Origin of the sequence: Janibacter sp. RAF52 (genome assembly GCF_052114035.1) — a bacterium.
Classification (GTDB): domain Bacteria; phylum Actinomycetota; class Actinomycetes; order Actinomycetales; family Dermatophilaceae; genus Janibacter; species Janibacter hoylei.
The window spans coordinates 15,189-41,253 of sequence record NZ_JBFRDY010000001.1 but is presented as its reverse complement, the minus strand read 5'-3'; the positions used below and the strand labels follow the sequence as shown (position 1 = coordinate 41,253).

Sequence of the window (26,065 nt, the reverse complement as noted above, 5' to 3'; positions counted from 1 at the left end):
GAGGGTGACCACGGCGAAGGGGGCGGTGCCGGGTCGACCGGCACCGCCCCCCTTCGTGCTGCCTGTGTCAGGCGCCGAGCTTGGCAAGGATGAGCTCGCGGGCCTTGCCGGCGTCGGCCTGGCCCTTCATCTCCTTCATCACCTGGCCGATGAGCGCGCCGGCGGCCTGGACCTTGCCACCGCGGATCTTGTCGGCGACGTCGGGGTTGGCCTCGATGACCTTGTCGACCGCGGCCTCGAGGGCACCGTCGTCCTGGACGAGCTCGAGCCCGCGGGCGTCGGCGACGGCCGTCGGGGTGCCCTCGCCGTCGAGGACACCCTCGAGGACCTGGCGGGCCATCTTGTCGTTGAGCCGACCGGAGCCGACGAGCGACTCGAGCTCGGCGACGTGCTCGGGCGTGACGCCGGTCTGCTCGGCGTAGGTCGCGAGGTCGACGCCCTCGGTGTTGGCGCGGCGTGAGGGCTCGCCGAGCCACCACTTGCGCGCGGCCTGCGGCTTGGCGCCGGCGGTGACGGTGGCCTCGATGAGCTCGGTCGCGCCGGCGTTGAGCACGTCGCGCATCTCGAGGTCGGAGTAGCCCCACTCCCCCTGCAGCCGCTTGCGGCGCTGGGCCGGCGGCTCGGGCAGGGTGGCCCGCAGCTGCTCGACGTACTCGCGGCTGGGCGCGACCGGCACGAGGTCGGGCTCGGGGAAGTAGCGGTAGTCCTCGGCGTCGGACTTCTCGCGGCCGCTTGTCGTGACGCCGGTGTCCTCGTGCCAGTGGCGGGTCTCCTGCAGGATCGAGCCACCCGCGGTGAGGACCGCGGCGTGGCGGCAGACCTCGTAGCGCACGGCGCGCTCCACCGAGCGCAGGGAGTTGACGTTCTTGGTCTCGGTGCGGGTGCCGAGCGGGACGTCGAGCTGCGCCTGCGCAGCGGGGTCGTCGCCAGCCTTGGGACGAAGGGAGAGGTTGACGTCGCAGCGCATCGAGCCCTGCTCCATCTTCACGTCGGAGACGTCGAGGGCGCGCAGCAGGTCGCGCAGCGCGGCGACGTAGGCCTTGGCGACCTCGGGGGCCCGCTCGCCCGCGCCGACGATCGGGCGCGTGACGATCTCGATGAGGGGGATGCCCGCGCGGTTGAAGTCGACGAGCGAGTACTCGGCGCCCTGGATGCGTCCGGTGGCGCCACCGACGTGCAGGCTTTTGCCGGTGTCCTCCTCCATGTGCGCGCGCTCGATCTCGACTCTGAAGGTCTCTGTGCCCTCACCGGAGGCGGCGGGGATCTCGACGTCGAGGTAGCCGTCGAAGGCGATCGGCTCGTCGTACTGCGAGGTCTGGAAGTTCTTCGGCATGTCCGGGTAGAAGTAGTTCTTCCGGGCGAAGCGGCACCACTGCGCGATCTCGCAGTTGAGTGCCAGGCCGATCCGGATCGTCGACTCGACACCGACCGCGTTGACGACCGGCAGCGCGCCGGGCAGCCCGAGGCAGACCGGGCAGACCTGGGTGTTGGGGTCCGCACCGAAGCCCGTGGCGCAGCCGCAGAACATCTTGGTGTTGGTGCCGAGCTCGACGTGCACCTCGAGGCCCATGACGGGGTCGAAGGTGGTCAGGGCCTCGTCGTACCCGAGGACTGCGTCCGTGGTGGTGCTCGCCATGTCTCAGGCTCCCTTCGTGACGGCCAGCTCGGGGGCCTGCTCGAGCAGGTGCCCACCCCAGGCGGCGACGAGGCGCTGCTCGAGGGCGGCGCCGACGGTGTAGAGGCGGTCGTCGGCCATGGCCGGCGCGAGGATCTGGAAGCCCGCGGGCAGGCCGTCCTCGGCGAGGCCGCTCGGCAGCGACATGCCGGGCACACCGGCGAGGTTGGCCGGGATCGTCGCGATGTCGCCGCGGTACATGGCCATCGGGTCGTCGCTCTTGTCGCCGAAACGGAAGGCGGTCGTCGGGGCGGTCGGCGACACGAGGACGTCAGCGGTCTCGAAGGCCCGCGCGAAGTCGTCGGCGATGAGGCGCCGCACCTTCTGCGCGCTGCCGTAGTAGGCGTCGTAGTAGCCCGAGGAGAGGGCGTACGTGCCGAGGATGATGCGGCGCTTGACCTCGTCGCCGAAGCCCGCCTCACGGCTGGCGGCCATGACCTGCTCCGCGCTGGGGGCGTCGACGCCCTCGGGCCCGATCCGCAGGCCATAGCGCATCGCGTCAAAGCGGGCGAGGTTGCTGCTCGCCTCGCTCGGCATGATCAGGTAGTAGGCGCCGAGCGCGTGGACGAAGTTGGGACACGAGACGTCGACGACCTCGGCACCCGCGTCGACGAGGTGCTGGACCGACTCGTCGAAGCGCGCCTGCACGAGCGGGGAAAATCCCTCGCCGGTGAGCTCTCGGACGATGCCGATCTTCATCCCGGCCACGTCGGCGCGCTCCGCGGCACCGACGACATCGGGCACCGGCTGGTCGATCGAGGTCGAGTCCAGCGGGTCGTGCCCGGCCATGACCTCGTGCAGGAGGGCGGTGTCGAGGACGGTGCGCGCGCACGGTCCGGCCTGGTCGAGCGAGGAGGCCATGGCGATGAGGCCGTAGCGCGAGACGCCGCCGTAGGTCGGCTTGACGCCGACCGAGCCGGTGACGGCCGCGGGCTGACGGATCGAGCCGCCGGTGTCGGTGCCGGTCGCCAGGGGCGCCTGCCACGAGGCGACGACCGCGCTCGAGCCACCGCCGGAGCCTCCGGGGATGCGCTCGAGGTCCCAGGGGTTGCGGGTCAGGCCGTAGGCCGAGTGCTCCGTGGAGGAGCCCATGGCGAACTCGTCCATGTTGGTCTTGCCGAGGATCGGCAGGCCGGCGGCCTTGAGCCGGCTGACGACCGTCGCGTCGTAGGGCGGGATCCAGCCCTCGAGGATCTTCGAGCCGGCGGTCGTCGGGATGCCGGTCGTCGTCATGACGTCCTTGACGGCGATCGGGACGCCGGCGAGGCGGTGGAGGGTCTCCCCCTTCGCTCGGCGCTCGTCGACCGCGCGGGCCTCGGCCAGGGCGGACTCGCCGGCGACGTGGAGGTAAGCGCCGACCTGCTCGTCGACACCCTCGATGCGGTCGAGGTGGGCGCGGGTGACCTGCTCGGAGGAGAGGTCGCCGGAGGCCAGCGCGTCGGCGAGCGCGGCAGCGGTCATGCGGGTGGGGTCGCTCATGGGGTCCTTCTGGCTCAGTCTTCGGTGAGGATGCGCGGCACGGCGAAGCGCCCGACCTCGGAGGCCGGCGCCATCGCGAGGGCCTGCTCGGGGGTGAGCGAGGGGCGCACCTCGTCCGGGCGGGTGACGTTGACGATCGGCATCGGGTGGCTCATCGGCTCGACCCCGTCGATCGGCGCCTGCTGCACCGCCTCGACGGAGGAGATGATCGTGCCCAGCTCCCCGACCATGCGGTCGAGCTCGGCGTCGGAGAGGTCGATGCGGGCCAACGAGGCGAGGTGCGCCACGTCGTCGCGGGAGAGGTCAGCCATGCGGGACAGTCTAGGTTCCGCCGACGGGCACGGTGTGCCCGGCGCTCGGGTGGCGCCCGCCGGCCCGCGCGGAGTGCGCCTCTAGAGGATCGGGATGGTCCGACGGGTACGGGTCACCGTCTCGCGGTCGATGTCGGCGACGAGCACGCCCTCCCCACCACCGAGGCGCGCGCGGACCTCGCCGGTCGGGTCGGCGAGCGCGGAGCGACCGATGCCATAGGGACCGCGCACCGACTCCGGGGTCCAGGCCTGCCCGACGGCGAGCAACCAGGCCTGGGCGTCGTGCGCGCGAGCCCGGGTGAGCAGGTCCCACTGGCTCGCCTTGCCGGGCCCGTCCCCCCACGAGGCGGGCAGCACGACGAGCTCGGCACCACGCCGACCCAGCTCGGTGAAGTGGTCGGCGAAGCGCACGTCGTAGCAGGTGGCCAGGCCGACGGACCAGCCGTCGACCTCGACGGTGCGCACCTCGTCGCCGGGCGCCACCGTGTCGGACTCACGGCTGCCGAAGGCGTCGTAGAGGTGGATCTTGCGATAGGTCGTCTCCTCGACGCCACCGCCGGTGACGAGCAGCGTGTTGTGCACCCGCGAGCGCTCCCTGCCCTCGGCGGTCGTGATCTCGTCGGCGGGGGTGAACATGCCGAAGACGAGGGTCACGCCGTGCCGCGCAGCCACCTCGCGCACCCCGTCGGCAAAGCGCCCGTCGAGGGGCTCGGCGGCGGTGTCGAGCCGACCGGCGAAGGAGGCCATCGCCGCCTCGGGGTGGACGACGAGCCGGGCACCGGCGTCCGCGGCCCGGGCGGTCCACTCCCCGAGCGTGACGAGGTTGGCGGCCGGGTCACCGGTGGCGGACCACTGGCATCCGGCCAGACGCATGACGGACGAAGGGGAGGTCACGCTGCTCCCCCCTTCGAACTGGAGTCGGCCTCGGCACGCCGGGCCATATCCGCCCGGGCCGCGGCGAGCACCACCTCGTCGCGGCACCCCGCGGCGAAGCCTTCGATGCGGCGGGAGATCTCACGACCGAGCAGGCGCTGACCGATGGGGTGGGCGATACGCTGCAGGGCGGCAGGGCGCACGTCGTAGGTGTACTTCCACACGGCGAGGGTCCCGTCGCCGTCGGGCTGGAAGCGCCACCCGGCGCCGAAGCGGGCAAAGAACCACGGGCCACGCACCATCGTCATCCCGACCGACGTCGGCGGACGCCAGGAGACGTACTCGCTGACCATGCTCGGCGAGATCGGCCCCGCGAAGGAGGACCGCGTGAAGGTGCGCACCCCCACGCCGGGCTCGCTCGCCCCGTCCACGAAGTGCTGCTCGCGGATGAAGGGGTCCCACCGGTGGCGGACTTCCCCCGTCGTCTGGGCGACCGCGAAGGCGAGCTCCGGGGGGATCGGCACGTGCACGTCGGCGCTGACCTGGGGCATGGGTCCACTGTAGGAGCCCGGGCTTCGAGGCTCCTCGCTGCGCTCGTCGCACCTCAGCCACCGGACTCATAGGGTGGGCGGCATGGCGACTCTCTTCACGAAGATCATCGCGGGTGAGATCCCCGGCCGGTTCGTGTGGTCCGACCCGACCTGCGTGGCCTTCCTGACGATCGAGCCCCTTACCGACGGGCACACCATGGTCGTGCCGCGCGCCGAGATCGAGCAGTGGACCGACGCCGACGAGGAGACGTGGGCCCACCTGCAGCGGGTCGCCGGCATCATCGGGCGGGCCCAGCAGGCCGAGTGGGAGGCCCCGCGCGTGGGCATGCTCCTCGAGGGCTTCCTCGTGCCCCACCTGCACATCCACACCTGGCCGGCCTTCTCCCCAGAGGACTTCGACCCGCACGCCCCGATGCGTGACGTCGGCGACGAGCGCTTCGAGGCCGCGGCCCAGCGGCTGCGTACCCGCCTGCGCTCCGACGGCCACGGCGAGCACGTCCCCGGCCCGGGGGCGCTGCCCGCATGAGCGGCCGCCGGCGCAAGGTCCTCACCTTCGTCGCGGCGATCCTCGCCTTCAGTGTCGCCCTCTTCGGTGGTCTCTGGATCTGGCTCGCCGACGGGCAGCCCTGGCCCGCGCTCTTCTGGGGCGTCGTCTGGGGCATCGCCGTCGTCGTCACCCTCGTGGCCTTCATCGGCTTCCTCCGCGAGACCGACCCCGATGTCAGCGCAGGTGAGCACGCCGTGGTCGCGCCACCGACCACCCCGCTGCCCCCGGCGACCGACAAGAACGCCCCGTGGCCCTACGAGTGGCTGGCGCCGGCGCTCGCCACCGCCTTCGAGGGCACGCCCTACGTCGTGCGTTCCAACGGCCACACCGTGCTCGTGCACGCCGACCTCGCCGACGCGCGCTGGCAGCACCTGGCGACGCGGCGCCACCTCGAGCACGCCGTCGTCGCCCGCTTCACCCCCACGGACAAGCCCGGGGTCGTCAAGCGCACGGACGAGTCGCGGCAGGTCGAGTCCCACGCCGGGGTGACCGGCCTGGGCGCGCAGGTCGAGGTGCGCTCCGGCCGCGAGTTCACCTACACCAGGCGCAAGGAGTGGGGCCTCGGGCTCGACGGCTTCAAGCAGCAAGTCGACTACGAGTTCTCCAGCGCCGAGATCAACGTGCCGGTCAAGGAGATCCTGCAGCGCGCCGGCTGGCGCGAGGCGCTCGACTCGGAGACCAAGGGGGCGATCATCATGGGCGCCCTGGGCCTGTCCTCGCTCGTCCTCGTCCCCGTCGGACTCGGGATCAAGGCCCTCGTGGGCTGACCGCTCCGCAGACCGCAGGTGGCCCCGACCCCCTTCGGGGTGTAGGCATGGGGCATGGCTACCACCGCATTCAAGGGCAACCCCGTCACCACCGCCGGCGAGCTGCCGGCCACCGGCGCGAGCGCGCCGGCCTTCGAGCTCGTCGGCGAGGGTCTCTCCGCGCTGACCTCCGGCGACCTGTCGGGCCGCGTCGTGCTCAACATCTTCCCGAGCATCGACACCGGCGTCTGCGCGGCGAGCGTGCGCAAGTTCAACGAGCTGGCCGCCTCCCTCGACAACACGACCGTCGTCAACGTCAGCAAGGACCTCCCCTTCGCCCAGGCCCGCTTCTGCGGCGCCGAGGGCATCGACCAGGTCAAGGTCGGCTCCGCCTTCCGCTCCTCCTTCGGCGAGGACTACGGCGTGACGATGACGGACGGCCCGATGGCCGGCCTCCTCGCGCGCTCCGTCGTCGTCGTCGACGCGGACGGCACCGTCCTGCACAGCGAGCTCGTCCCCGAGATCACGCAGGAGCCCGACTACGACGCCGCGGTCGCCGCGCTCGGCTGACCCACCCCACGAGCGAAGGGGGGTGCACCCGGCCGGGTGCACCCCCCCTTCGTCATGCCCGCACGGTGCGGGTGACGAGGTAGCTGCGGTCGCGGGCGAGGATCTCCGTGGGCCCGACCTCGCGCAGCCGCGGCAGGTAGGGCAGGTGCGAGTTGTAGACGAGCACGAGCTCGCCGCCCGGGACGAGGACCCGGCGGGCGTCGCCGATCATCTGCAGCGTGGGTGTGGAGTCCTTGGCGGTGCCGACGTGGAAGGGCGGGTTGCTGACGATCGTCGCGGCCGAGGCCTCGGCGAGCTCGCTCAGTCCGTCGCCGCGGCGCACGTCCACCCGACCGGCCGTCGTCAGGCGGGCGGAGGCGACCGCCGCCGCGGAGACGTCGATCGCGACGACGTCGACGAAGCGGCGGGCCAGCACGGCGGCGAGCACCCCTGTGCCGCACCCGAGGTCGACGACGGTGCCGTCGGTGTCGGCGAGCCGGTCGAGCTGCCCGAGCAGGAGCCGGGTGCCGGCGTCGATGCGCGTGCCGGCGAAGGCGGCCCCGTGGGCGTGCACGGTGAGGTCGAGGTCGTCGTGGTGGCGGCGGCGCGGCCAGACCTGCTCGACCGGGCGTGGATCGGCGGCGTGGAGCACCCTGGACTTCTGCCGGCCGAGGCTCGCCCGCACCTGCTCGAAGCTCACGCCGAGCACGTCGTTCATCGACGGCGTCATGTGCTTGACGCGCTCACCGGCGACGATGCGCACGTCCGGCGTGCCGAGCAGCGCTGCCGTGCGGGCGACCTCGTCGAGCGCGTCGAGTGAGGGCGGCAGCCGGAGCACGACGAGCGCGGCGCCGGTCAGTGCCCCGGCGAGGTCGGGCACGGTGGCGACGCCGGTGGCAGCCACCCGACGCTCGGCGAGCAGGCTGGTGCTGTGGGCGACCACGCGCTCACCCGCGAGGTCGCGCAGTGCGCCGGCGAGCGCACCGGTGTCGTCGTCGACGACGGCGATGCGACCGTCCGGCAGGTCACCGAGCTCGTCGAGCAGCAGACGGTCGACGGGATCGGGCTCCATCAGTCGCGGCGGCCCTTGCGGTGCGGCTTCTTGTCGTAGGGCTTCTTGCCGTACGGCTTCTTGTCGTAGGAGCCGCCGTCACGCCGGCCACCCTCGCGTCGACCGCCACCACGCTCCTGCCACTCCCGCAGCTCGATGAGCTGCCCCGAGATGCGGGTGCGGCTCAGCCGGTCGGTCGTGCCCGGCGGCAGGGTCGCCGGCAGCTCGACGATGGAGAAGTCGCCCCGGATGTCGATGTGCCCGAAGTCCTGGCGGCGCAGGCCCCCTTCGTTGGCGAGGGCACCGACGATCTGGCGGGGCTCGACCTTGTGCCGCCGCCCCACGGCGATCCGGTAGGTGCCCATGGGGCCCGAGGAGCCGCGCGGGCCACGGTCACCGCGGCGGCTCCCTTCGCCATCGCGGTCACGGCGGGGGGCCCGCTCGTCCCGCTCACGCCGTGGCGGGCGCACCGGGTCGGGGTCGAGGAGCATCGGCTCGTCGCCCTGGAGGACGATGGCGAGCGCGGCCGCGACGTCCCCCTCGGGCACGTCGTGCTCGCGGACGTAGTGGCCCACGACGTCGCGGAAGGTCGACAGGTCGGACGAGGCGAGCGCCGCGGTGATCCGGTCGTCGAAGCGCCCCAGCCGGCTGGCGTTGATGTCCTCAGCGCTCGGCATCGACATCTCGGTGAGGGTCGTGCGGGTCGCCTTCTCTATCGACTTGAGCAGGTGGCGCTCACGCGGCGTGACGAAGGAGATCGCGTCACCCGAGCGTCCGGCGCGGCCGGTGCGCCCGATCCGGTGGACGTAGGACTCGGTGTCGGTCGGGATGTCGTAGTTGACGACGTGGCTGATCCGCTCGACGTCGAGGCCGCGGGCGGCGACGTCGGTGGCGACGAGGATGTCGAGCTTGCCCGACTTGAGCTGCGCGACCGTCCGCTCCCGCTGTGCCTGCGCGACATCGCCGTTGATCGCCGCGGCCGAAAATCCACGGGCCCGCAGCTTTTCGGCAAGCGTCTCGGTCTCGTTCTTGGTGCGGACGAAGACGATCATCGCCTCGAAGTTCTCCACCTCGAGGATGCGGGTGAGCGCCTCGACCTTTTGCGGGTAGGAGACGAAGAGGTGTCGCTGGGTGATGTTGGGCGCGGTCGTCGTCTTGCGCTCGACGGTGATCTCGAGTGCGTCGGTGAGGTACTTCTGCGAGATGCGGCGGATCTGCGCGGGCATGGTCGCGCTGAAGAGGGCGACGTGCTTGTCCTCGGGGGTCGCTGCGAGGATCGTCTCGACGTCCTCGGCGAAGCCCATCTTGAGCATCTCGTCGGCCTCGTCGAGGACGAGGAAGCGCAGCTGCGACAGGTCGAGCGTGCCCTTGTCCAGGTGGTCCATGATCCGCCCGGGCGTGCCCACGACGATGTGCACACCGCGACGCAGCGCGCTGAGCTGGACCCCGTAGCCCTGGCCGCCGTAGACCGGTAGGACGCGCACGCCGGTCATCCGGGCCGAGTACTTCTCGATCGCCTCGCAGACCTGCAGCGCGAGCTCGCGGGTCGGCGCGAGGATGAGCGCCTGTGGCGACTTCTGCTTGGGGTCGAGGCGGCTGAGGACCGGCAGCGCGAAGGCCGCGGTCTTGCCGGTGCCGGTCTGCGCCAGGCCCACGACGTGACGCCCGTCGAGCAGGGCCGGGATGGTCGCCGCCTGGATCGGCGAGGGCCGCTCGTAGCCGATGTCCTTGAGCGCGCGCACGACCCGGTCGTCGAGGCCGAGGTCGGCGAAGGTCGGACCCTCGGGCTGCTCGCTCGCGGTGTCGGCCTCGGCCTGGTCAGGGGGCGTGCTGTCAGTGCTCACAGGACGACGGTAGTCGAGAGGCCGGGCTCAGCGACCGAGGACGAGGTCGACCGTGAGGTCGACGTGGCCCAGGTGCTGGTACAGCTCCTCGATGACGTGCAGGACGACGAAGCCCTGCGTCGTCGGATCGGGGTCGCCCTCCTCCCAGCCGTCGGGACCACGCGGCGCTGCGCCGGCGTCGTAGTCGGCGAGGTCGTCGACCCAGCGCCGCCGCTGGGCTGCGACGAGCGCCTCGAGCTGGTCGATCGTGCCCATGGCGTTGAACTCCGCGGCCCGGTCACGTCGGATCTGCCGCCCCGCGATGGTCTCGCCGCCCCAGCGCTCCAAGACGCCGCAGCAGTGGACGACGAGCGCGTAGACGCTGTTGGCGCCCTCGACGTCGGGCCGACCGCAGAGCAGCTCCTCTCCACCGGCATCGACGAGCTCGTCGGCTCGGGCGAGCAGCTTGGCCAGGGCCGTGTCGACGTACCACTGGGCGGTGGCGCGGTCGATGCCGCTCATCCGGCGGCGCCGCCCGTGTCCGCGGGGCCGTCCCCGGCGCCATCACCCTCGCCACCAGCCTCGGCGAAACGCGCCACGGCCCCGGTCTCGAGGAGCTCGGTGAACTCGTCCTCGGTGAGGATCGGGCGTCCGAGCTCGCGGGCCTTGGCCTCCTTGGATCCGGCGTTGTCGCCGACGACGACCCAGTCGGTCTTCTTGCTCACCGAGCCCGAGGCCTTGCCGCCGCGCTCGAGGATGGCCTCCTTGGCGCTGTCGCGGGAGTAGCGCTCGAGCGAGCCGGTGACGACGACGGTCACGCCCTCGAGGGTCTGCCGGATCGACTCGTCGCGCTCGTCCTCCATGCGCACCCCGTCGGCGGCCCACTGGTCGACGATGCCGCGGTGCCAGTCGTTGCCCTCGCCGTCGAACCACTCGCGCACCGAGGCGGCGATCGTCGGCCCGACACCCTCGACGTCGGCCAGGGCCTCCTCGTCCGCCTCGCGGATCGCGGCCATCGAGCCGAAGTGCTGCGCCAGCGCCCGGGCCGCGGTCGGCCCGACGTGCCGGATCGACAGCGCGACGAGCACCCGCCACAGCGGCTGCTGCTTGGCCTGCTGGAGGTTGTCGACGAGCTTGGCGCCGTTGGCCGACAGGACCCGACCGTCGTGGACGGCCTCCTCGGGGTCGGTCTTCTTCGCCGCCCGGGTGAAGAGCGGGACCCGCGCGACGTCCTGCGCCGTCAGGCCGAAGAGCCCGCCCTCGTCGGTGAGCACGCCGGAGTCGAGCAGCCCGACCGCGCCCTCCCAGCCGAGCGCCTCGATGTCGAAGGCACCCCGCCCGGCGAGCGACGACAGCCGCTCGCGCAGCTGGCTGGGGCAGGTACGCGAGTTGGGGCAGCGGATGTCCTTGTCGCCCTCCTTCTGCGGGGCGAGCTTCGTGCCGCAGGCCGGGCAGTGCGTCGGCATGACGAACTCGCGCTCGCTGCCGTCGCGCAGCTCGACCACCGGGCCGAGGATCTCGGGGATGACGTCGCCGGCCTTGCGCAGGACGACGGTGTCACCGATGAGCACGCCCTTGCGCTTGACCTCGTGGCCGTTGTGCAACGTGGCCATCGAGACGGTCGAGCCGGCGACGGTCACCGGCTCCATGACGCCGAAGGGGGTGACCCGCCCCGTGCGCCCGACGTTGACCTGGATGTCGAGGAGCGTGGTGTTGACCTCCTCGGGCGGGTACTTCCACGCGATGGCCCAGCGCGGGGCCCGCGAGGTCGACCCGAGCCGACGCTGCACGACGATCTCGTCGACCTTGACGACCACGCCGTCGATCTCGTGGTCGTAGTCGTGGCGCTGCCGCTCGACGTCGGCGATGAAGTCGCGCACCCGGGTAATCGAGTCGAGCACGCGGTAGTGCGGCGAGGTCGGCAGCCCCCACGCGGCCATGAGCTCGTAGGCGTGGCTCTGGCTGTCGACGTCGAAGCCCTCGCGCCGCCCCATGCCGTGGACGAGCATGTGCAGCGAGCGGCGGGCCGTGACCCGGGGGTCCTTTTGTCGCAACGATCCCGCGGCGGAGTTGCGCGGGTTGGCGAAGGGGGCCTTGCCCGCCTCGACGAGGCCGGCGTTGAGCTCGGCGAAGTCCTCGAGGCGGAAGAAGACCTCCCCGCGGATCTCGACGAGGTCGGGCACGGGGTGCACGCTGTCGTCGAGCTGGGTCGGGATCCCCTCGATGGTGCGCACGTTGAGCGTGACGTCCTCGCCGGTGCGCCCGTCGCCGCGGGTCAGGGCCCGGGTGAGCTTGCCACCCTCGTAGAGCAGGTTGATCGCGACGCCGTCGATCTTCAGCTCGCACAGGTAGTGGAAGCCGCTGACTTCGGTCTCGACGCGCTGCGCCCACGCGAGCAGGTCGTCGCCCTCGAAGGCGTTGTCGAGGCTGAGCATGCGCTCGAGGTGGTCGACCGCGGTGAAGTCAGTGGAGAAGATCGCCCCGCCCACCTGCTGCGTCGGCGACTCGGGAGTGCGCAGGGAGGGGTGCGCCTCCTCGATCTCCTGCAGCCGCCGGATGAGCCGGTCGTACTCGGCATCACTGATCGTCGGCGCATCCTTGACGTGGTAGGCGAACTGGGCCGTCGTCGCCTGCTCAGCGAGGTCGGCCCACTCCTGTCGCAGCTCGTCGGGCACGTCGGCCGGCGTCTCCGGCTGGACCTGCTCCGTGGACTCGTCCTTCTCGGGGATCTCGCTCACCCGACCATCCTGCCGCACACCCCCGACACCCCTTCCCTCCACGCGGCCGACCGTGTTGGATGGGTCCATCCGAACCAGCATTCAGGAGTCGACGATGACGAACCTGGCGACGAACCTCGTCACCACTGCCCAGACCCACCCGGACAAGGTGGCCATCAAACTCGACGACGCGGAGTTGACGTGGTCACAGCTGCACGGCCTCGCGGCCAAGGCGGCTGGCTCCCTTCGCGCAGCCGGTCTCGAGCCCGGTGACCGGGTCTCGCTCATCCTGCCCAACGTCCCGGCCTTCCCCGTGCTCTTCTACGGCACCCTGCTCGCAGGCGGCGTCGTCGTCCCGATGAACCCGCTGCTCAAGGCCAACGAGATCGAGTACTTCTACACCGACTCCGGCGCGAAGTTCTCCTTCGTCTGGGGCGACTTCGCGCCCGAGGCGCAGGCGGGCGCCGAGGGCACGGACACGCAGGTGATCGTCTCCGGGCCGGTCGGCCCGGCCCCCGAGTCCCTCCCCGCGGGCGAGCCGATCACCACCCCCACCGAGCGCGCCGGCGACGACGACGCCGTCATCCTCTACACCTCCGGCACGACGGGACGGCCGAAGGGCGCCCAGCTCACCCACGACAACCTCAACCTCAACGCCCAGCGCTCGGCCGAGGACATCATCGGGATCCAGCCCGACGACGTCATCATGGGCTGCCTGCCGCTCTTCCACGTCTTCGGCCTGACCTGCGGGCTCAACGCCGCGGTCCGCCAGGGCGCGACCCTGACCCTCATCCCCCGCTTCGACCCGGGCAAGGCGCTCGAGGTCATCGCCCGGGACAAGGTGACGATCTTCGAGGGCGTGCCGACGATGTACGGCGCGATGCTCCACCACCCGGCGGTCTCCGAGACCGACACCTCGAGCCTGCGCACCTGCGTCTCCGGTGGTTCCTCCCTGCCGGGCGAGACGCTGCGCGAGTTCGAGGAGACCTTCAAGGTCAGCCTGCTCGAGGGCTACGGCCTGTCCGAGACCTCGCCGGTCGCCTCCTTCAACATGCTCGACCAGCCGACCAAGCCCGGCACGATCGGCCGCGCGATCCCCGGCTGCGAGATGAAGCTCATCGGCGAGGACGGCCAGGCGGTCGGCCCGGGTGAGGGCGTCGGCGAGATCGCGATCCGCGGTGACAACGTCATGAAGGGCTACTGGGGCAAGCCCGAGGCGACCGAGGCCGCGATCCCGGACGGGTGGTTCCGCACCGGTGACATCGCGAGCGTCGACGAGGACGGCTACTACACGATCGTCGACCGCAAGAAGGACCTCATCATCCGCGGCGGCATGAACATCTACCCGCGCGAGATCGAGGAGGTGCTCTACACCCACCCCGACGTCCTCGAGTGCGCGGTCGTCTCGGTGCCGCACCCCGAGCTCGGCGAGGACGTCGGCGCCGCTGTCTCGCTGCGCGAGGGTGCCTCGGGTGACCTCGAGGAGATCAAGCAGTACGTCAAGGACCGCGTCGCGGCCTACAAGTACCCGCGCACCATCTGGGTCCTCGACGAGCTGCCCAAGGGCCCGACGGGCAAGATCCTCAAGCGGGAGATCCACGCCCCGACCGCCTGAGCCCTCCCACCGCTCGACCCGCGGGCCGGGAGAAAACCGGAGATGACCGTGCAATTGCGCGGTCATCTCCGGTTTTCCCGGCCATCCGCGGTCTTCCCGGCCGCGCGCGTGCTTCCCGGCCACCTGCCGAAGGGAGTGACTCAGCCGGCGGCGAGGTCGGTCAGGGCCGAGGCGAGGTCCGTCGTGGTCCGCAGCGCTGCCACGGCGGACGAAGGGGAGGCCCCCGCCAGCCCGCAGGTCGGCGTGACGACGACGTCGGCGAGCGCGGAGACCGGCAGGCCGATTCGCTGCCAGGCGCCGACGAGCCGATCGCGCGCCGTGCGCCAGTCACCGCCGCTCGTCGGCACGGCGCCGGCCCAGAGGGTCACGCCCGCCTCGACGGCCTCCGCGACCTGCTCCCATCGGGCACCGTCGAGCAGCGAGGTGTCGAGCGAGATGCCACGGGCACCGCTCTCCCGCAGCAGCTGGACCGGCACCTCGCCGGCGCAGCAGTGCACGAGCGTCGTCCGCTCCCCTGCCGCGTCGAGCACCTCGCGCAGACCGTCACGGACCTCCGACCGCTCGACCGAGCGCAGCGTGCCGTAGCCCGAGGCGGTCGGCAGCCGCCCCTCGAGCACGGCGGGCAGAGCCGGCTCGTCGACCTGCACGACGACCTCGGCGCCGGGCACGAGGCGCTCGACGTCGGCGATGTGCGCACGCAGGCCCTCCGCGAGCGACCCGACGAGGTCGCGCCGCGCACCGTGGTCGGCGACGGCGCGCTCGCCGCGCGGGAGCTCGATCGTCGCACCGAGCGTCCACGGCCCGGTGACCTGGACCTTGAGCGGGCCGGACCAGCCGTCGTAGGCCTCGGCGAGCTCGTCGAGGTCTTCGCGCAGGAGGGCGCGGGCCCTCCCTTCGTCATGGCCGGGACGGCCCGCGAAGCGCCACCCGTAGGGCTGGGTCTCGACGTGCAGTCCCTCGAGCAGGCCCGCCGCGCGCCCGACCATGTCGGCCCCGACCCCACGACCGGGCAGCTCGGGCAGGTGCGGGATGCCGTCGCCGAGCAGGTCGCGGACGGCGACGACGGCCTCGCGTGATCGCGTGCCGGGCCACGACCCGACACCGGACGCGCGGGTCACGCGCTCGCCCTCGCGGTGCGGCCGGCGCGCGCGATGGTGCCCGAGCCGACGACGCGGGTGCCGTCGTAGAGGACGATCGACTGACCGGGGGCAGCGCCGCGCACGGCCTCGTCGAGGTGGACCACGAGGCGCAGGCCCCCTTCGGCGGTTGCATCGGTGACCACCTCGGCGGTGGCGGCGATCTCCTCGCCGTGGGCCCGGATCTGCGCGCCGAGCCGGTGCCGCCCCTGCGCCGCCGGCCCGCACCAGCGCACGTGGTCGGCCTCGATCTCGTCGGTGCCGAGCAGGTCCGAGGTGCCGATGAAGACCCGGTTGGACGCGGCCTCGACCCGGGTGACATAGCGCGGCTGGCCGTCGAGGTCGGAGCGGTCCAGGCCCAGCCCGCGGCGCTGACCGACGGTGAAGCCGTAGGCGCCGCGGTGCGCGCCGACGACCTCGCCGGAGCCCTCGTCGACGATCTCTCCGGGCTGCTCACCGAGCCGCTGGGTCAGCCAGCCGCGGGTGTCGCCGTCGGAGATGAAGCAGATGTCGTGGCTGTCGGGCTTCTTGGCCACGGCGAAGCCGCGCGCGGCCGCCTCCTCGCGGACCTGCGGCTTCGTCGTGTCGCCGAGGGGGAAGAAGGCACGCGCCAGCTGCTCCTCGTCGAGCACGCCGAGCACGTAGGACTGGTCCTTGGCGGAGTCGACCGCACGGTGCAGCTCGCGCCCGTGGGGGCTGTCGACGATCTGCGCGTAGTGCCCGGTCGCCACGGCGTCGAAGCCGAGCGCCAGCGCCTTGTCGAGGAGCGCGGCGAACTTGATCTTCTCGTTGCACCGCAGGCAGGGGTTGGGGGTGCGGCCTGCCTCGTACTCGGCGACGAAGTCGTCGACGACGTCCCGGGCGAAGGGGGTGGCCATGTCCCAGACGTAGAAGGGGATGCCCAGTCGGTCGGCGACCCGCCGGGCGTCGCCGGCGTCCTCGATGGTGCAGCAGCCGCGGGCGCCCTCGCGCAGCGTCTTGGCGTTCTTGGCCAGGGCGAGGTGGACTCCGACGACGTCGTGGCCGGCCTCGATCATCCGGGAGGCGGCGACCGCCGAGTCGACGCCCCCGCTCATCGCTGCGACGACGCGCATCAGGCTGCCCCGCTCGCCCGCCGGGCTCGCTCGACCGCCTCGGGCAGCGCCGCGAGGACGGCATCGACGTCGGCCTCGGTGGAGGTCCAGCCGAAGGACACCCGCAGCGAGCCGCGCGCCTCTTCCTCGGAGCGGCCCATCGCGAGCACGACGTGGGAGGGCTGCGGGATGCCGGCCTGGCAGGCCGAGCCCGTCGAGACCGCGACGCCCGCGGCGTCGAGCAGGTAGAGCATCGAGTCGCCCTCGCACCCGGGGATGGTGATGTGGGCATTGCCCGGCAGACGGTTGGACACGTCGCCGGGCGTCCAGCAGCCGGTGATCCGGATGTCGAGGTCGAGGGCTTGGGTGCCGGCGAGGAAGCGGTCGCGCAGGACGCCGACGCGGGCGGCCTCGTCCTCGCGGCGCTCGACCGCCTCGGTGAGCGCGACGGCGAAGCCGCGGATGGCCGGCACGTCGAGCGTGCCGGACCGCACCCCGCGCTCCTGCCCGCCACCGTGGCTCAGGGCGACGAGCCGGGCGTCGCGCTTGGCGACGAGCGCCCCGATGCCGAGCGGTCCGCCGAACTTGTGCGCGCTGATGCTCATGAGGTCGACGCCGCTCTCGGCGAAGTCGACCGCCAGGTGGCCGGCAGCCTGGACGGCATCGGTGTGGAAGGCCAGCCCGTGCTCGTGGGAGATCGCGGCCATCGTGGCGACGTCCTGGACGGTGCCGACCTCGTTGTTGGCCCACATGACCGAGACGAGCCCGACGCTCGCGGGGTCCTCCTCGATCGCGGCCCGGACCGCGTCGGGCTGCACCGCGCCGCACTCCCCCGGAGCGACGAAGGTCGCCTGGGCGCCCTCGTGCTCGACCGCGTGGTCGACGACGTCGAGGACGGCGTGGTGCTCGACACCGCTGACGACGACGCGAGAGCGAAGGGGGTCCGCCGCACGTGCCGCACGGAGCGAGCCGGTGATGGCGAGGTTGTCCGCCTCGGTGCCTCCGGAGGTGAAGACGATCTCGCTCGGACGGGCGCCGAGGGCCGCGGCGATGCGCTCACGCGACTCCTCGACGACCCGGCGGGCGTCGCGGCCGGGCCCGTGGAGGCTGGAGGCGTTGCCGGTGAGCGCGAGCTGCTCGACCATCGCCTCCCGGGCAGCGGGAGTCATCGGCGTGGTCGCCGCGTGGTCGAGGTAGGTGGTCATCGGATGAAGTCTACGAGGTGACTGCGGCGGCGATCCGGCGGCGATCCGGCGGCGATCCGCCGAGCGATGGTTGTGTGTTGAACCGGTAGTCCTGGCCGCCGGCGACGCTCCTCAGCGCGCGCCGGCCCGCAGGGCTACCAGTTGCACACACAACCTTGGGCTCGCTCAGGCCGAGGCCAGCGCGCCCTCGCGTTCGGCGACCGCGATGTGCGCGCCACGCCCCTGCCGGGCGACCCCGAGACCCGCGCGCGACCCCGCCGACGATCCAGCAGGCGAGGACGACGAGGTGGGAGGTTGCGCCGCCCCCGACGAAGAGCATGGTGAGCGCGATGCCGATGCCCGGGGTACCGAGGAGCAGGCGGGGGTCGGGGCGGGCACGCTCTACCGCCACTTCCCCACCGGGCAGCTCGCCCTGGTACTGGACGAGCCTGCCCGTCGGCCTCCTGCTCGGCTGGGCCTGGGTGCGGTGGGAGCGCCACTACCGCGACACCGGCCGCAGCCCTATGGTCGACCTGGCGATCTTTGCGATCCCCAGCTTCACCCGCGGCAGCACCATCGCGCTGCTGTACTTCCTCGGCATGACGAGCGTGTGGGTCCTCGTCGCCCTCTACCTGCAGATCGGTACCGGCAAGAGCGCCCTGCAGACGGCGCTCGTCGGCGTCCCCGCGGCCCTCACCGCCGCCGTCCCGCCAGCTGGGCGGGTCGACGGGTCGACCGCCGGGGGCGGCAGCTCGTCATCGGCGGCCTCGGGCTGTCTCGTCGGAGTCGTCGGCAGCATCGTCGTGGCCCTGCTCCAGGCGGGCGGCCACATCAGCGAGTGGTGGCTCGTGCTCAGCCTCGTCTTCGTCGGGGCGGCGCAGGGGTCGGTCATCAGCCTCAACCAGACGCTCGCCCTCGCCGACGTGCCGCTGGCCTACGCGGGCAGCCCGGGTGCCGTCATGCAGACTGGTCAGCGCATCGGCACCTCGGTCGGCATCGCCGTCATCACCTCGGCGACCTTCACCGTCGTCGGCACCACCGGCAGCTGGCCGGCCGCCCTGAGCACCGGCTTCGGGCTCATCGGCGTCATCGTGCTCGTCGCGCTCGTCTTCGCGGTCCGCGACCGGCGCGAGGCCCCCGCTGACTGAGGCACTGCCGCTCAGGCGTGCTCCATCGAGTCGCAGGTGCGCTCCCGCAGGTCCGCGGTCTCGAGCTGGACCGTCGCGTGGTCGAAGGAGACGGGGAAGTGCTCGCGCAGGCACTGCCGGATCTCCTCGAGGATCTGCGGCGCGTGCCCCGACTCGAAGCACCCGTCGTCGATGACGACGTGGGCGGAGATGACGGGCAGGCCGGTGCCGATCGTCGACGCGTGCAGGTCGTGCACCTCACGCACGTGGTCGAGCTCGAGGACGTGGGCGCGCACGACGTCCAGGTCGACGTCCTCGGGGGCGAACTCCATGAGCACCCGCACCGTCTCGCGCAGGAGGGTGACGGCACGCGGCACGATGAGCGCCACGATGAAGAGACCGGCGATGCTGTCAGCCCGGGTGAAACCGGTCGTCGTGATGACGACGGCCGCCACGATGACGCCGAGCGACCCGAGCGCGTCATTGACAACCTCGAGGAAGGCGGCCCGCATGTTGAGGTTGGCCCCGCGCCCGGTCGACAGGACCGCCATGGCGACGAGGTTGGCGAGCAGACCGAGCATCCCGAAGACGAGCAGCTGCGGCCCCGGCACTTCGCTCGGCTCGACGAGGCGACGCACCCCTTCGATCGCCGCGTAGCCGCCGACGAGGACGAGCAGGCAGGCCTGCCCGAGGGCCGCGATGACCTCGATCCGCAAGAAGCCCCAGGTCCGCCGGCTGCTCGCCGGACGCAGCACCATCGTCGCCGCGACCACCGCGACGAGCAGGCCGGCGGAGTCGGCGAGCGCGTGCGCGGTGTCGGTGAGCAACGCGAGGCTGCCGGTGACGAGGGCCCCGATCGCCTGGGCCACGACGACGAGGGCCGTGATCGCGAAGGCCATGGCCAGCCGGTTGCGCAGCCCACGGTCCGGTGTGGCCGAGGTGGGGGCGTGCGAGTGTCCGTGCCCGCCGCTCATGCCGGCTCCTCGACGAGGTCGTCCGCGCTGCGGAGCAGCGCGTCGAGACGGTCGGGCCGACGAAGGGAGAACCAGCTGGCCCTCCCTTCGGCACGCACCGTCACGAGACCGGCGTCGCGCAGGCAGGCGAGGTGGACGCTGACGGTGGACTGTGCCAGCCCCATGTGGTCGACGAGGTCGCGCACCCGGTGCTCTCCGCTGCGCAGGTGCTCCAGCAGTGCGAGCCGGGTCGGCTCGGAGAATGCGTGGAAGACGAGCGCCCGTCCATTCATCGTCATGTGACGATGATATACTACAGCGGCGATCCGTTGGAGGGCGCTGCCGTGCTGACATGATGCCCACATGCACCTGGCTCGCCGGATCTTCCTCGCGGAGCTCGACTCCGTGGCCATGCGCCGCCTCCACGACGACAGCACCGACCCGTCGCGAGCCATGGCCCGAGTCGTCGGCGCCCTCCGCGTCGCGCACCTCATCGGCGGCGAGATCCTCGTCACCGACTCGATGCTCCTGGACAGCCGGTTCTTCACCACCGTCGGGCCCCGGGACCTGGCCACCCTCCTCGGGTCACCGCCGGGCGACCTCCCGCTCACCGTCCTCGTCAACGGCCCGACGGTCGGCGACGCCCTCGAGGACAAGCTGGCGCGGGGGCAGGGATTTCGGTGGCAGCTGGCCGGCCAGCACCAGCGCGAGGGCTGGGTCACGCCGGAGATCCGCTCGGCATGGGACGAGTCGCAGCCGCCGGTCGCCGTGACCGGTCAGGCGTCTACGCGGCCTACGCCGCCGCGGTCGCCGACGACGCCGCACCGCAGGAACTCACGGAGCTCAAGCGTCTGCGCGACGAGCACGACGGCGCCTACTTCACGGCGATGGCCCGCGCGGACGCGTGACGGGCGTGCCGGTGAGGGTCCAGGAAACCTCGCACATTCGAGGTGCACGAGGAGGTCGCCAACACTGCCACCGCGAGCCCTCAGTCCCCCTGGTGCAGATCTGCAGCGAGGGCATCGACCTGGGTAGCGATGTCATCGCGGATCAGAGCCATGCGCTCGCGCCCCTCGATGCCGCGGTTGGATGGTTCGTCGGTGATCCACCGGTCGACCTGTGCGCTGCCCGGCTGGTCGATGTGCGCCTCGTCGCCGAGGATGATGACGCGCTCGACGGAGTCGAGGAGAGCGGGGTCGATGGGCTTGGGGTGCTCACCAGTGACGCTGGCCCCGACTTCCTCGAGCGAGGCGACGGACTGCGTGTTGAGCTTGTCCCCGGGGTGGGTGCCGGCGGAGTACACGTCGACGGCGTCGCCGTGGCGTTGACGCATGAGGGCGGCGGCCATCTGGGACTTGCCGCCGTTCTTGACGCAGACGAAGAGCACGGAGGGGCGGGTGCTCACGAGCTGGCCTCGACCGTCTCGATCCCGAGGGAGTCGAGGAGTTCGCTGACCCGCGCTCGAATGTTGTCTCGGATCGGCCGGACGGCCTCGACTCCCTGCCCGGCCGGGTCATCGAGGGTCCAGTCCTCGTAGCGCTTGCCGGGGAAGATCGGGCAGGTGTCGCCGCAGCCCATGGTGATGACGACGTCGGAGGCCTCGACGGCTTCGGTCGTGAGGATCTTGGGCGTCTCCGCTGACAGGTCGATGCCCTCCTCGAGCATCGCTTCTCGCACGGCGGGGTTGATCGTGTCGGCAGGTGCAGATCCGGCTGATCTCACCTCGACGGCGCCACCGGAGAGGGTGCGCGTGTAGGCGGCGGCCATCTGGGACCGCCCGGCGTTGTGGACGCAGACATAGAGGACTGAGGGCTGGTCGGTCATGTGGGGCTCCAGGCGTGTGGGAGGGGTCAGGCGAGGACGTCACGAAGGAGGCGGGTCACACGCTGCTGAATGTCATCCCGGATGTCCCGCACGACGTCGAGTGGTTGGCCGTCGGGGTCGGCGACGTCCCAGTCCTCGTAGCGCTTGCCGGGAAAGACCGGGCAGGCGTCGCCGCAGCCCATGGTGACGATGACGTCTGCTGCCTGGACGGCGCTGTGGGTCAATGGCTTGGGGTATGGCGCGCTGAGCGGGATGCCACGCTCAGCCAGGGCGTCGAGGACGGTGGGGTTGACCGTGTCCACGGGTTCAGACCCGGCTGAGCGCACGTGGACCTTGCGGGCAGACAGGTGCTCGGTCAGGGCGGCCGCCATCTGGGACCGCCCGGCGTTGTGCACGCAGACGAAGAGGATCTCGGGGACTTGCTTGGCGACTCTCCCTTCAGCCTGGGCCACGGTCATGAGCTGCTCGCGGGCCTGCTTCGCGACGAAGATCGGCAGGTACTGCGTGATCGTGGCGCGCGGCTCGAGCAGGGCGCGGGCCTCGTGCACGACTGTGGCGATGGTCTCGGGTGAGAAGACCCCGTCGTAGGCGTAGGTCAGGTCGTCGATGAGTCGGTCGTACGTGTCGGGCGTGTGGGGTGCGGTACTCACGTGCGGTCCTCTGCTCTGATGCGAGATGGTGCCACGGCTGACGAAGGGTGGGGGAATCGTCGACGCAGGCCAAGGCTGACGTAGACGAGGCCGACGAGGACCGGCACCTCGATGAGGGGTCCGACGACGCCTGCGAGGGCCTGGCCGGAGGTGACGCCGAAGGTCGCGATGGCGACGGCGATGGCCAGCTCGAAGTTGTTGCCCGCCGCGGTGAAGGCGAGCGTGGTGGTGCGTTCGTAGGTCATCCCGAGTACGCGACCGGTGAGGTATCCGGCGCCCCACATCAGGGCGAAGTAGGCCAGGAGGGGCACCGCGATGCGGGCGACGTCCAGTGGGCGCGAGGTGATGGCGTCGCCCTGCAGGGCGAAGAGGACGACGATGGTGAAGAGCAGGCCGTAGAGCGCCCACGGGCTGATCTTCGGCAGGAAGGTGCCCTCGTATGCCTGCCGGCCCCAGCGCCGCTCGCCGATGCGCCGGGAGAGGTACCCGGCGAGCAGGGGGACCCCGAGGAAGATCAGGACCGACACGGCGATCTGGCCGAACGAGACGTCCAGCGTGCTTTGCTCCAGGCCCAACCAGCCAGGCAGCACCGAAAGGTAGAACCACCCGAGGCCGGCAAAGGCGATGACCTGGAAGATCGAGTTGAGCGCGACGAGCACGGCAGCCGCTTCACGGTCCCCGCAGGCCAGGTCGTTCCAGATGATCACCATGGCGATGCACCGGGCGAGGCCTACGATGATCAGACCGGTCCGGTACTCCGGCAGGTCGGGCAGGAAGGCCCACGCCAGGGCGAACATCAGCGCCGGCCCGACGATCCAGTTGAGCACGAGGGAGGACCCGAGCAGGCTGCGGTCACGGGTGACCGAATCAAGGCGGTCGTACCTGACCTTGGCCAGCGGCGGGTACATCATGACGAGCAGGCCGAGGGCGATCGGCAGCGAGATGCCATGCAGCTGCACAGCGTCCAGCGCGGACCCCAGACCAGGCACCCCACGGCCGAGCACGAGCCCGGCGACCATGGCGATGCCGATCCACACGGGCAGGTAGCGATCCAGCATCGCCAGGCGCGCGGGCGCGCGCTCGGTGGCCACTTCAGACATCGTCACGCCCGGCTCCCCTGCGGGGCGCAGCACGGCGAGGACTGCTCGAGGACGGGCAGGGCCGCGGTGGCCGGCTGCGCATTCGCCGGGTTGTCGTCCTTGACGACGTAGACCTCCCACGGAGCGCCGGCCGGGTCGTGGACCCACACCTTGTCCTGGAGCGCATAGCAGCACGTCGTGTCGTCCTCGTCGAAGGTCGCCAGCCCGCCATCCGCGAGCCGGGCGCGCGCCTCGCTGACCTGCTCGGCGCGGTCAACCTCGACACCGAGGTGGTTCAGCGCACCGCGCGGCCCACTCTCGCGGGTCGCCTCGTCGGTCTCGATGAGCACGAGCTTGAGCGACGGCTCGGTGATCGCGAAGTTGGCGTAGCCGGGCCGGCGCTTGTGCGGCTCGACACCGAAGAGCGTGGAGTAGAAGGCGATGGACGCCTCGAGGTCGACGACATTGAGAGCGATCTGGACGCGGCTCACGTGGGGTTCCTCCATCGGGTCATATCGACGTGTGTCGATACGTCAACCTTGGCACTGCGCATCGACGCGTGTCAATATGGGGCCATGTCGATCGCCCCCTCTACCGACGGACGCACCCTCCTCAGCCAGGCGGTGGAGCGGTGCTGCGCCACCGAGGGCAGCGCACCGATCACGCGCGAGGACGCCGAGGTGGTGGCCCGGCTGCTCAAGGCGGTCGCCGACCCCGTCCGGCTGCAGATCCTGGGCATCGTGCGCTGCTCCCCCGGTCAGGAAGTGTGCGCCTGCGACCTACCGGAGCCCCTCGGCCTGGCCCAGCCCACGGTGAGTCACCACCTCAAGGTGCTCGTCGACGCCGGGCTGCTGACACGGGAGCGTCGCGGGCAGTGGGCCTGGTTCACCCTGGCGCCTGACCGGCTCGCCCTGGCGCGTCAGGTCCTCGACGCCTGAGCTGCCCGGGCCGACCCTCCCGCGACGACGCACGCCCCGCCACGCTGGTGCGTGACGGGGCGTGCGGGCGCGGGTCTCAGCCGACCGAGACGTGCACGTGGTCGAAGTGGTTCTGCGTCGGGTCGCCGCGGTCCTCCATCGGCCGCCAGCCGCTGCCCGGGAGCCAGATGCGCTGCTTCCAGATGAGGTACTTGATGTTGAGCTGGCCGGCGTTGGCCTGCAGCCACGACGCGACCTGGTCGCCGCGGCTGCCGGTGACCATGATGTCGACCGCGTTGCCGCTGCCGTGGTCACCGGGGTCGCCGGCGCGGAAGCCGCCGATGTTGGTCATGTCGGGGAACTGGGTGCGCACGGCCGAGTAGACCTTCTGCGCGTTGGGGCCGAGGCCGAGGGCAGCGCCCTGCGAGGCGTAGTTGCCCGTGGCGACCGACCCGCTCGACTGCTGCGACTGCGACTGCGAGGACTGCGACGACTCGGTGTCCTGCTCCGGAGCGCTGCGGGTGTCCGAGCTGCGGGAGGTCTGCGTCTGCTCGCGCTCGGCACCGCTGTCGGCCTCGTCCGTCTGCTCCTGCTCGACGGGCTCGGGCTCGGGCTTGGGCTTCGGCTTCGGCTTGGGCTTGACGACGGGGTCGATGCCGAGAGCGCCGGAGTCCTCGTGGGCGTCGTCGGCCGTGCTGCCGGTGGGCGCGGTGATCGCCGCAGTGGTCCGGGAGCCCGAGCGGGAGGCCGTCGGGTCGCCCGCACGCTCGCCCAGGAGCTCCGCGGCGGTCGTGTCCACGCTCTCGACGGCAGCGACGTCCGTGCCGGACTGGCTGCCGACGGCGGAGGTCGGCGCGATGACGAAGGCGCCGGAGCCCAGGACGATGCCGAGGCCGGCGACGGTCTTGGCTGCCGCACGGGCTCCGTGGGAGCCGGCGGACGAAGGGAGTGCACCGAGACGGGACAGGGGACTGGGACGACGACTGCCGTGCCGACCGACGTAACGGGACGTGCTCACGCGAGACCTCAAGGCTTGGGACAACAGGGACGGCCTCACGGCCACGAGACACCATAGCCACTCCCCGTCCCAAAAGTCACGTTTCGGTAAAGGGGACCTTGCTCACCCCGTCCGGGGCGGGGCCGGACCCGCCGCGTGACGCGCCGACACGACGAAGGGCGCCGCCCCCGGTGCGGGGAGCGGCGCCCTTCGTCAGGCGTGACCGAGGGTCACTTGCCCTTGACGGCCTCCGTGGCCTGGGGCAGGACGGTGAAGAGGTCACCGACGACACCGAAGTCGACGAGCTCGAAGATCGGGGCCTCATCGTCCTTGTTGATCGCGACGATCGTCTTGGACGTCTGCATGCCGGCGCGGTGCTGGATGGCACCGGAGATGCCCGCCGCGACGTACAGCTGCGGCGAGACCTGCTTGCCGGTCTGGCCGACCTGCGAGCTGTGCGGGTACCAACCGGCGTCGACCGCGGCGCGCGAGGCACCGACGGCGGCACCGAGGGCGTCCGCGAAGGTCTCGACCGGCGAGAAGTCGCCACCGGTGCCGCGACCACCGGAGACGACGATCGCCGCCTCGGTGAGCTCGGGACGACCGGAGGCCTTCTTCGGCTCGGACGCGGTGACCTTGGCGGCCTTGGCGCCGTCGGAGATGCTCACGGAGAGCTCCTCGAAGGCACCGGCACCGTTGGCCTGCTCCGGCGCGGCGGAGTTGGGCTTGACGCAGATGATCGGCGTGCCCTTGGTGACCTTGGCCTGGACCGTGTAGCTGCCGGCGAAGACGGACTGGGTCGTGACCGGCCCCTCCTGCACGTCGACGGCGTCGGTGATCAGACCGGAGTCGGTCTTGACCGCGAGGCGGGCACCGATCTCCTTGCCGGCGGCATTGCTCGGGATGAGCACGGCCGCCGGGGACTTCTCCTGCACCAGCTGCGCGAGGACCTCGGCCTGGGGGGCGACGAGGTGCTCGAGGGCGGCCGGATCGGAGACGGCGTAGATCTTCTCGGCGCCGTAGCGCGCGAGCAGGTCCTTGGCGGTCTCGGCGCCGGGGCCGATGAAGACGGCGGAGGGCTCACCCAGGCGGCGGGCGATGGTCAGCATCTCCGCGGCGGGCTTCTTCACCTCACCGTTTGCGTGGTCGACGAGGACGAGGACTTCAGCCATGTCTATTGCTCCTTCG

The 26,065-nt window shown here is 71.7% G+C and carries 28 protein-coding genes; 7 read left to right on the top strand and 21 right to left on the bottom strand.

Features of this window, described 5'->3' with window-relative positions; genetic code table 11:
- Positions 1-67: 67 nt before the first annotated feature.
- The 5 genes from gatB to AB4Y78_RS00175 all read right to left on the bottom strand — a co-directional run bounded on the left by gatB (position 68) and on the right by AB4Y78_RS00175 (position 4,889).
- Positions 68-1,636, bottom strand: coding sequence for an Asp-tRNA(Asn)/Glu-tRNA(Gln) amidotransferase subunit GatB (gatB, locus tag AB4Y78_RS00195; RefSeq protein WP_441713820.1), 1,569 nt, complete (start codon positions 1,634-1,636; stop codon positions 68-70).
- A 3-nt stretch (positions 1,637-1,639) separates the two neighbouring features.
- Positions 1,640-3,154, bottom strand: coding sequence for an Asp-tRNA(Asn)/Glu-tRNA(Gln) amidotransferase subunit GatA (gatA, locus tag AB4Y78_RS00190; RefSeq protein WP_441713819.1), 1,515 nt, complete (start codon positions 3,152-3,154; stop codon positions 1,640-1,642).
- Positions 3,155-3,168: 14 nt separating this feature from the next.
- The gene (gene gatC, locus AB4Y78_RS00185; protein WP_441713818.1) at positions 3,169-3,465 is read right to left on the bottom strand and encodes an Asp-tRNA(Asn)/Glu-tRNA(Gln) amidotransferase subunit GatC; all 297 of its coding nucleotides are present in this window, start codon (positions 3,463-3,465) and stop codon (positions 3,169-3,171) included.
- An 81-nt stretch (positions 3,466-3,546) separates the two neighbouring features.
- The gene (locus AB4Y78_RS00180) at positions 3,547-4,359 is read right to left on the bottom strand and encodes a carbon-nitrogen hydrolase family protein (RefSeq protein ID WP_441713817.1); all 813 of its coding nucleotides are present in this window, start codon (positions 4,357-4,359) and stop codon (positions 3,547-3,549) included.
- Complete coding sequence (locus tag AB4Y78_RS00175) at positions 4,356-4,889, bottom strand: SRPBCC family protein (RefSeq protein WP_007928644.1); 534 nt, start codon at positions 4,887-4,889, stop codon at positions 4,356-4,358. Before AB4Y78_RS00175 ends, AB4Y78_RS00180 begins: the two co-directional genes overlap by 4 nt.
- Before the next feature lie 82 nt (positions 4,890-4,971).
- Here AB4Y78_RS00175 and AB4Y78_RS00170 point away from each other — a divergent pair, with 82 nt between their 5' ends.
- The 3 genes from AB4Y78_RS00170 to tpx are packed head-to-tail and all read left to right on the top strand — an operon-like array spanning position 4,972 to position 6,752.
- Entirely contained in the window at positions 4,972-5,415 is a 444-nt protein-coding gene (locus tag AB4Y78_RS00170; RefSeq protein WP_007928645.1) for an HIT family protein, read from the top strand.
- The gene (locus tag AB4Y78_RS00165) at positions 5,412-6,203 is read left to right on the top strand and encodes a hypothetical protein (RefSeq protein WP_441713816.1); all 792 of its coding nucleotides are present in this window, start codon (positions 5,412-5,414) and stop codon (positions 6,201-6,203) included. The genes AB4Y78_RS00170 and AB4Y78_RS00165 overlap by 4 nt, the downstream gene beginning before the upstream one ends.
- 54 nt (positions 6,204-6,257) lie before the next feature.
- Positions 6,258-6,752: a thiol peroxidase gene (gene tpx / locus AB4Y78_RS00160; protein ID WP_265231393.1), complete on the top strand. Its 495-nt coding sequence runs from the start codon at positions 6,258-6,260 to the stop codon at positions 6,750-6,752.
- A gap of 52 nt (positions 6,753-6,804) precedes the next feature.
- Here tpx and AB4Y78_RS00155 read toward each other — a convergent pair whose 3' ends face one another.
- Genes AB4Y78_RS00155 through ligA form a run of 4 tightly spaced genes read right to left on the bottom strand, consistent with a single transcriptional unit; the run spans position 6,805 to position 12,343 of the window.
- Complete coding sequence (locus tag AB4Y78_RS00155; RefSeq protein ID WP_441713815.1) at positions 6,805-7,803, bottom strand: class I SAM-dependent methyltransferase; 999 nt, start codon at positions 7,801-7,803, stop codon at positions 6,805-6,807.
- Positions 7,803-9,626 (bottom strand): DEAD/DEAH box helicase, encoded by a 1,824-nt coding sequence (locus AB4Y78_RS00150; RefSeq protein WP_441713814.1) that lies wholly within the window; start codon positions 9,624-9,626, stop codon positions 7,803-7,805. The genes AB4Y78_RS00155 and AB4Y78_RS00150 overlap by 1 nt, the downstream gene beginning before the upstream one ends.
- A gap of 27 nt (positions 9,627-9,653) precedes the next feature.
- Entirely contained in the window at positions 9,654-10,127 is a 474-nt protein-coding gene (locus tag AB4Y78_RS00145; protein ID WP_441713813.1) for a DinB family protein, read from the bottom strand.
- A complete protein-coding gene (gene ligA, locus AB4Y78_RS00140; RefSeq protein WP_441736801.1) occupies positions 10,124-12,343 on the bottom strand; it encodes an NAD-dependent DNA ligase LigA in 2,220 nt (739 codons plus the stop codon). The genes AB4Y78_RS00145 and ligA overlap by 4 nt, the downstream gene beginning before the upstream one ends.
- Positions 12,344-12,437: 94 nt before the next feature.
- Here ligA and AB4Y78_RS00135 point away from each other — a divergent pair, with 94 nt between their 5' ends.
- The gene (locus tag AB4Y78_RS00135; protein ID WP_441713811.1) at positions 12,438-13,937 is read left to right on the top strand and encodes a long-chain-fatty-acid--CoA ligase; all 1,500 of its coding nucleotides are present in this window, start codon (positions 12,438-12,440) and stop codon (positions 13,935-13,937) included.
- A gap of 140 nt (positions 13,938-14,077) precedes the next feature.
- On the opposite strand, the gene AB4Y78_RS00130 is transcribed toward AB4Y78_RS00135, so the two are convergent.
- Genes AB4Y78_RS00130 through AB4Y78_RS00120 form a run of 3 tightly spaced genes read right to left on the bottom strand, consistent with a single transcriptional unit; the run spans position 14,078 to position 17,351 of the window.
- Positions 14,078-15,055, bottom strand: a complete 978-nt coding sequence (locus AB4Y78_RS00130) for a methionine synthase (protein ID WP_441713810.1) — start codon at positions 15,053-15,055, stop codon at positions 14,078-14,080.
- A complete protein-coding gene (gene mnmA, locus AB4Y78_RS00125; RefSeq protein ID WP_441736799.1) occupies positions 15,052-16,167 on the bottom strand; it encodes a tRNA 2-thiouridine(34) synthase MnmA in 1,116 nt (371 codons plus the stop codon). Before mnmA ends, AB4Y78_RS00130 begins: the two co-directional genes overlap by 4 nt.
- Positions 16,167-17,351 carry a cysteine desulfurase family protein gene (locus AB4Y78_RS00120; RefSeq protein WP_441736797.1) on the bottom strand — a complete coding sequence of 395 codons (1,185 nt, stop codon included), beginning with the start codon at positions 17,349-17,351 and terminating at the stop codon, positions 16,167-16,169. The genes mnmA and AB4Y78_RS00120 overlap by 1 nt, the downstream gene beginning before the upstream one ends.
- A gap of 320 nt (positions 17,352-17,671) precedes the next feature.
- Here AB4Y78_RS00120 and AB4Y78_RS00115 point away from each other — a divergent pair, with 320 nt between their 5' ends.
- A complete protein-coding gene (locus AB4Y78_RS00115) occupies positions 17,672-18,478 on the top strand; it encodes a hypothetical protein (RefSeq protein WP_441713807.1) in 807 nt (268 codons plus the stop codon).
- Positions 18,479-18,489: 11 nt separating this feature from the next.
- Here the strand turns inward: AB4Y78_RS00115 and AB4Y78_RS00110 are convergent, their stop codons facing one another.
- Positions 18,490-19,431 (bottom strand): cation diffusion facilitator family transporter, encoded by a 942-nt coding sequence (locus AB4Y78_RS00110; protein WP_441713806.1) that lies wholly within the window; start codon positions 19,429-19,431, stop codon positions 18,490-18,492.
- Positions 19,428-19,709 carry an ArsR/SmtB family transcription factor gene (locus tag AB4Y78_RS00105; RefSeq protein WP_441713805.1) on the bottom strand — a complete coding sequence of 94 codons (282 nt, stop codon included), beginning with the start codon at positions 19,707-19,709 and terminating at the stop codon, positions 19,428-19,430. The genes AB4Y78_RS00110 and AB4Y78_RS00105 overlap by 4 nt, the downstream gene beginning before the upstream one ends.
- A 441-nt stretch (positions 19,710-20,150) precedes the next feature.
- Between AB4Y78_RS00105 and AB4Y78_RS00100 the strand changes: the two genes are divergently transcribed.
- On the top strand, positions 20,151-20,318 hold the full coding sequence (locus tag AB4Y78_RS00100; protein ID WP_441713804.1) for a hypothetical protein: 168 nt from the start codon (positions 20,151-20,153) through the stop codon (positions 20,316-20,318).
- Positions 20,319-20,398: 80 nt separating this feature from the next.
- On the opposite strand, the gene AB4Y78_RS00095 is transcribed toward AB4Y78_RS00100, so the two are convergent.
- From AB4Y78_RS00095 to AB4Y78_RS00075, 5 genes are read right to left on the bottom strand one after another with little or no spacing between them, the layout of a single operon-like run.
- The gene (locus AB4Y78_RS00095) at positions 20,399-20,815 is read right to left on the bottom strand and encodes an arsenate-mycothiol transferase ArsC (protein ID WP_441713803.1); all 417 of its coding nucleotides are present in this window, start codon (positions 20,813-20,815) and stop codon (positions 20,399-20,401) included.
- On the bottom strand, positions 20,812-21,234 hold the full coding sequence (locus tag AB4Y78_RS00090; protein WP_007928071.1) for an arsenate reductase ArsC: 423 nt from the start codon (positions 21,232-21,234) through the stop codon (positions 20,812-20,814). Before AB4Y78_RS00090 ends, AB4Y78_RS00095 begins: the two co-directional genes overlap by 4 nt.
- 26 nt (positions 21,235-21,260) lie before the next feature.
- Entirely contained in the window at positions 21,261-21,884 is a 624-nt protein-coding gene (locus AB4Y78_RS00085; RefSeq protein ID WP_007928070.1) for an arsenate reductase ArsC, read from the bottom strand.
- Positions 21,881-22,984: an ACR3 family arsenite efflux transporter gene (arsB, locus tag AB4Y78_RS00080; RefSeq protein WP_282072857.1), complete on the bottom strand. Its 1,104-nt coding sequence runs from the start codon at positions 22,982-22,984 to the stop codon at positions 21,881-21,883. Before arsB ends, AB4Y78_RS00085 begins: the two co-directional genes overlap by 4 nt.
- Before the next feature lie 2 nt (positions 22,985-22,986).
- A complete protein-coding gene (locus AB4Y78_RS00075) occupies positions 22,987-23,454 on the bottom strand; it encodes an ArsI/CadI family heavy metal resistance metalloenzyme (protein ID WP_441713802.1) in 468 nt (155 codons plus the stop codon).
- Between the two features lie 84 nt (positions 23,455-23,538).
- Here AB4Y78_RS00075 and AB4Y78_RS00070 point away from each other — a divergent pair, with 84 nt between their 5' ends.
- Positions 23,539-23,901 carry an ArsR/SmtB family transcription factor gene (locus tag AB4Y78_RS00070; protein ID WP_007928061.1) on the top strand — a complete coding sequence of 121 codons (363 nt, stop codon included), beginning with the start codon at positions 23,539-23,541 and terminating at the stop codon, positions 23,899-23,901.
- A 76-nt stretch (positions 23,902-23,977) separates the two neighbouring features.
- Here AB4Y78_RS00070 and AB4Y78_RS00065 read toward each other — a convergent pair whose 3' ends face one another.
- Complete coding sequence (locus AB4Y78_RS00065; protein ID WP_441713801.1) at positions 23,978-24,898, bottom strand: hypothetical protein; 921 nt, start codon at positions 24,896-24,898, stop codon at positions 23,978-23,980.
- Between the two features lie 209 nt (positions 24,899-25,107).
- Positions 25,108-26,049 (bottom strand): electron transfer flavoprotein subunit alpha/FixB family protein, encoded by a 942-nt coding sequence (locus AB4Y78_RS00060; RefSeq protein WP_441713800.1) that lies wholly within the window; start codon positions 26,047-26,049, stop codon positions 25,108-25,110.
- Positions 26,050-26,065: the final 16 nt, after the last annotated feature.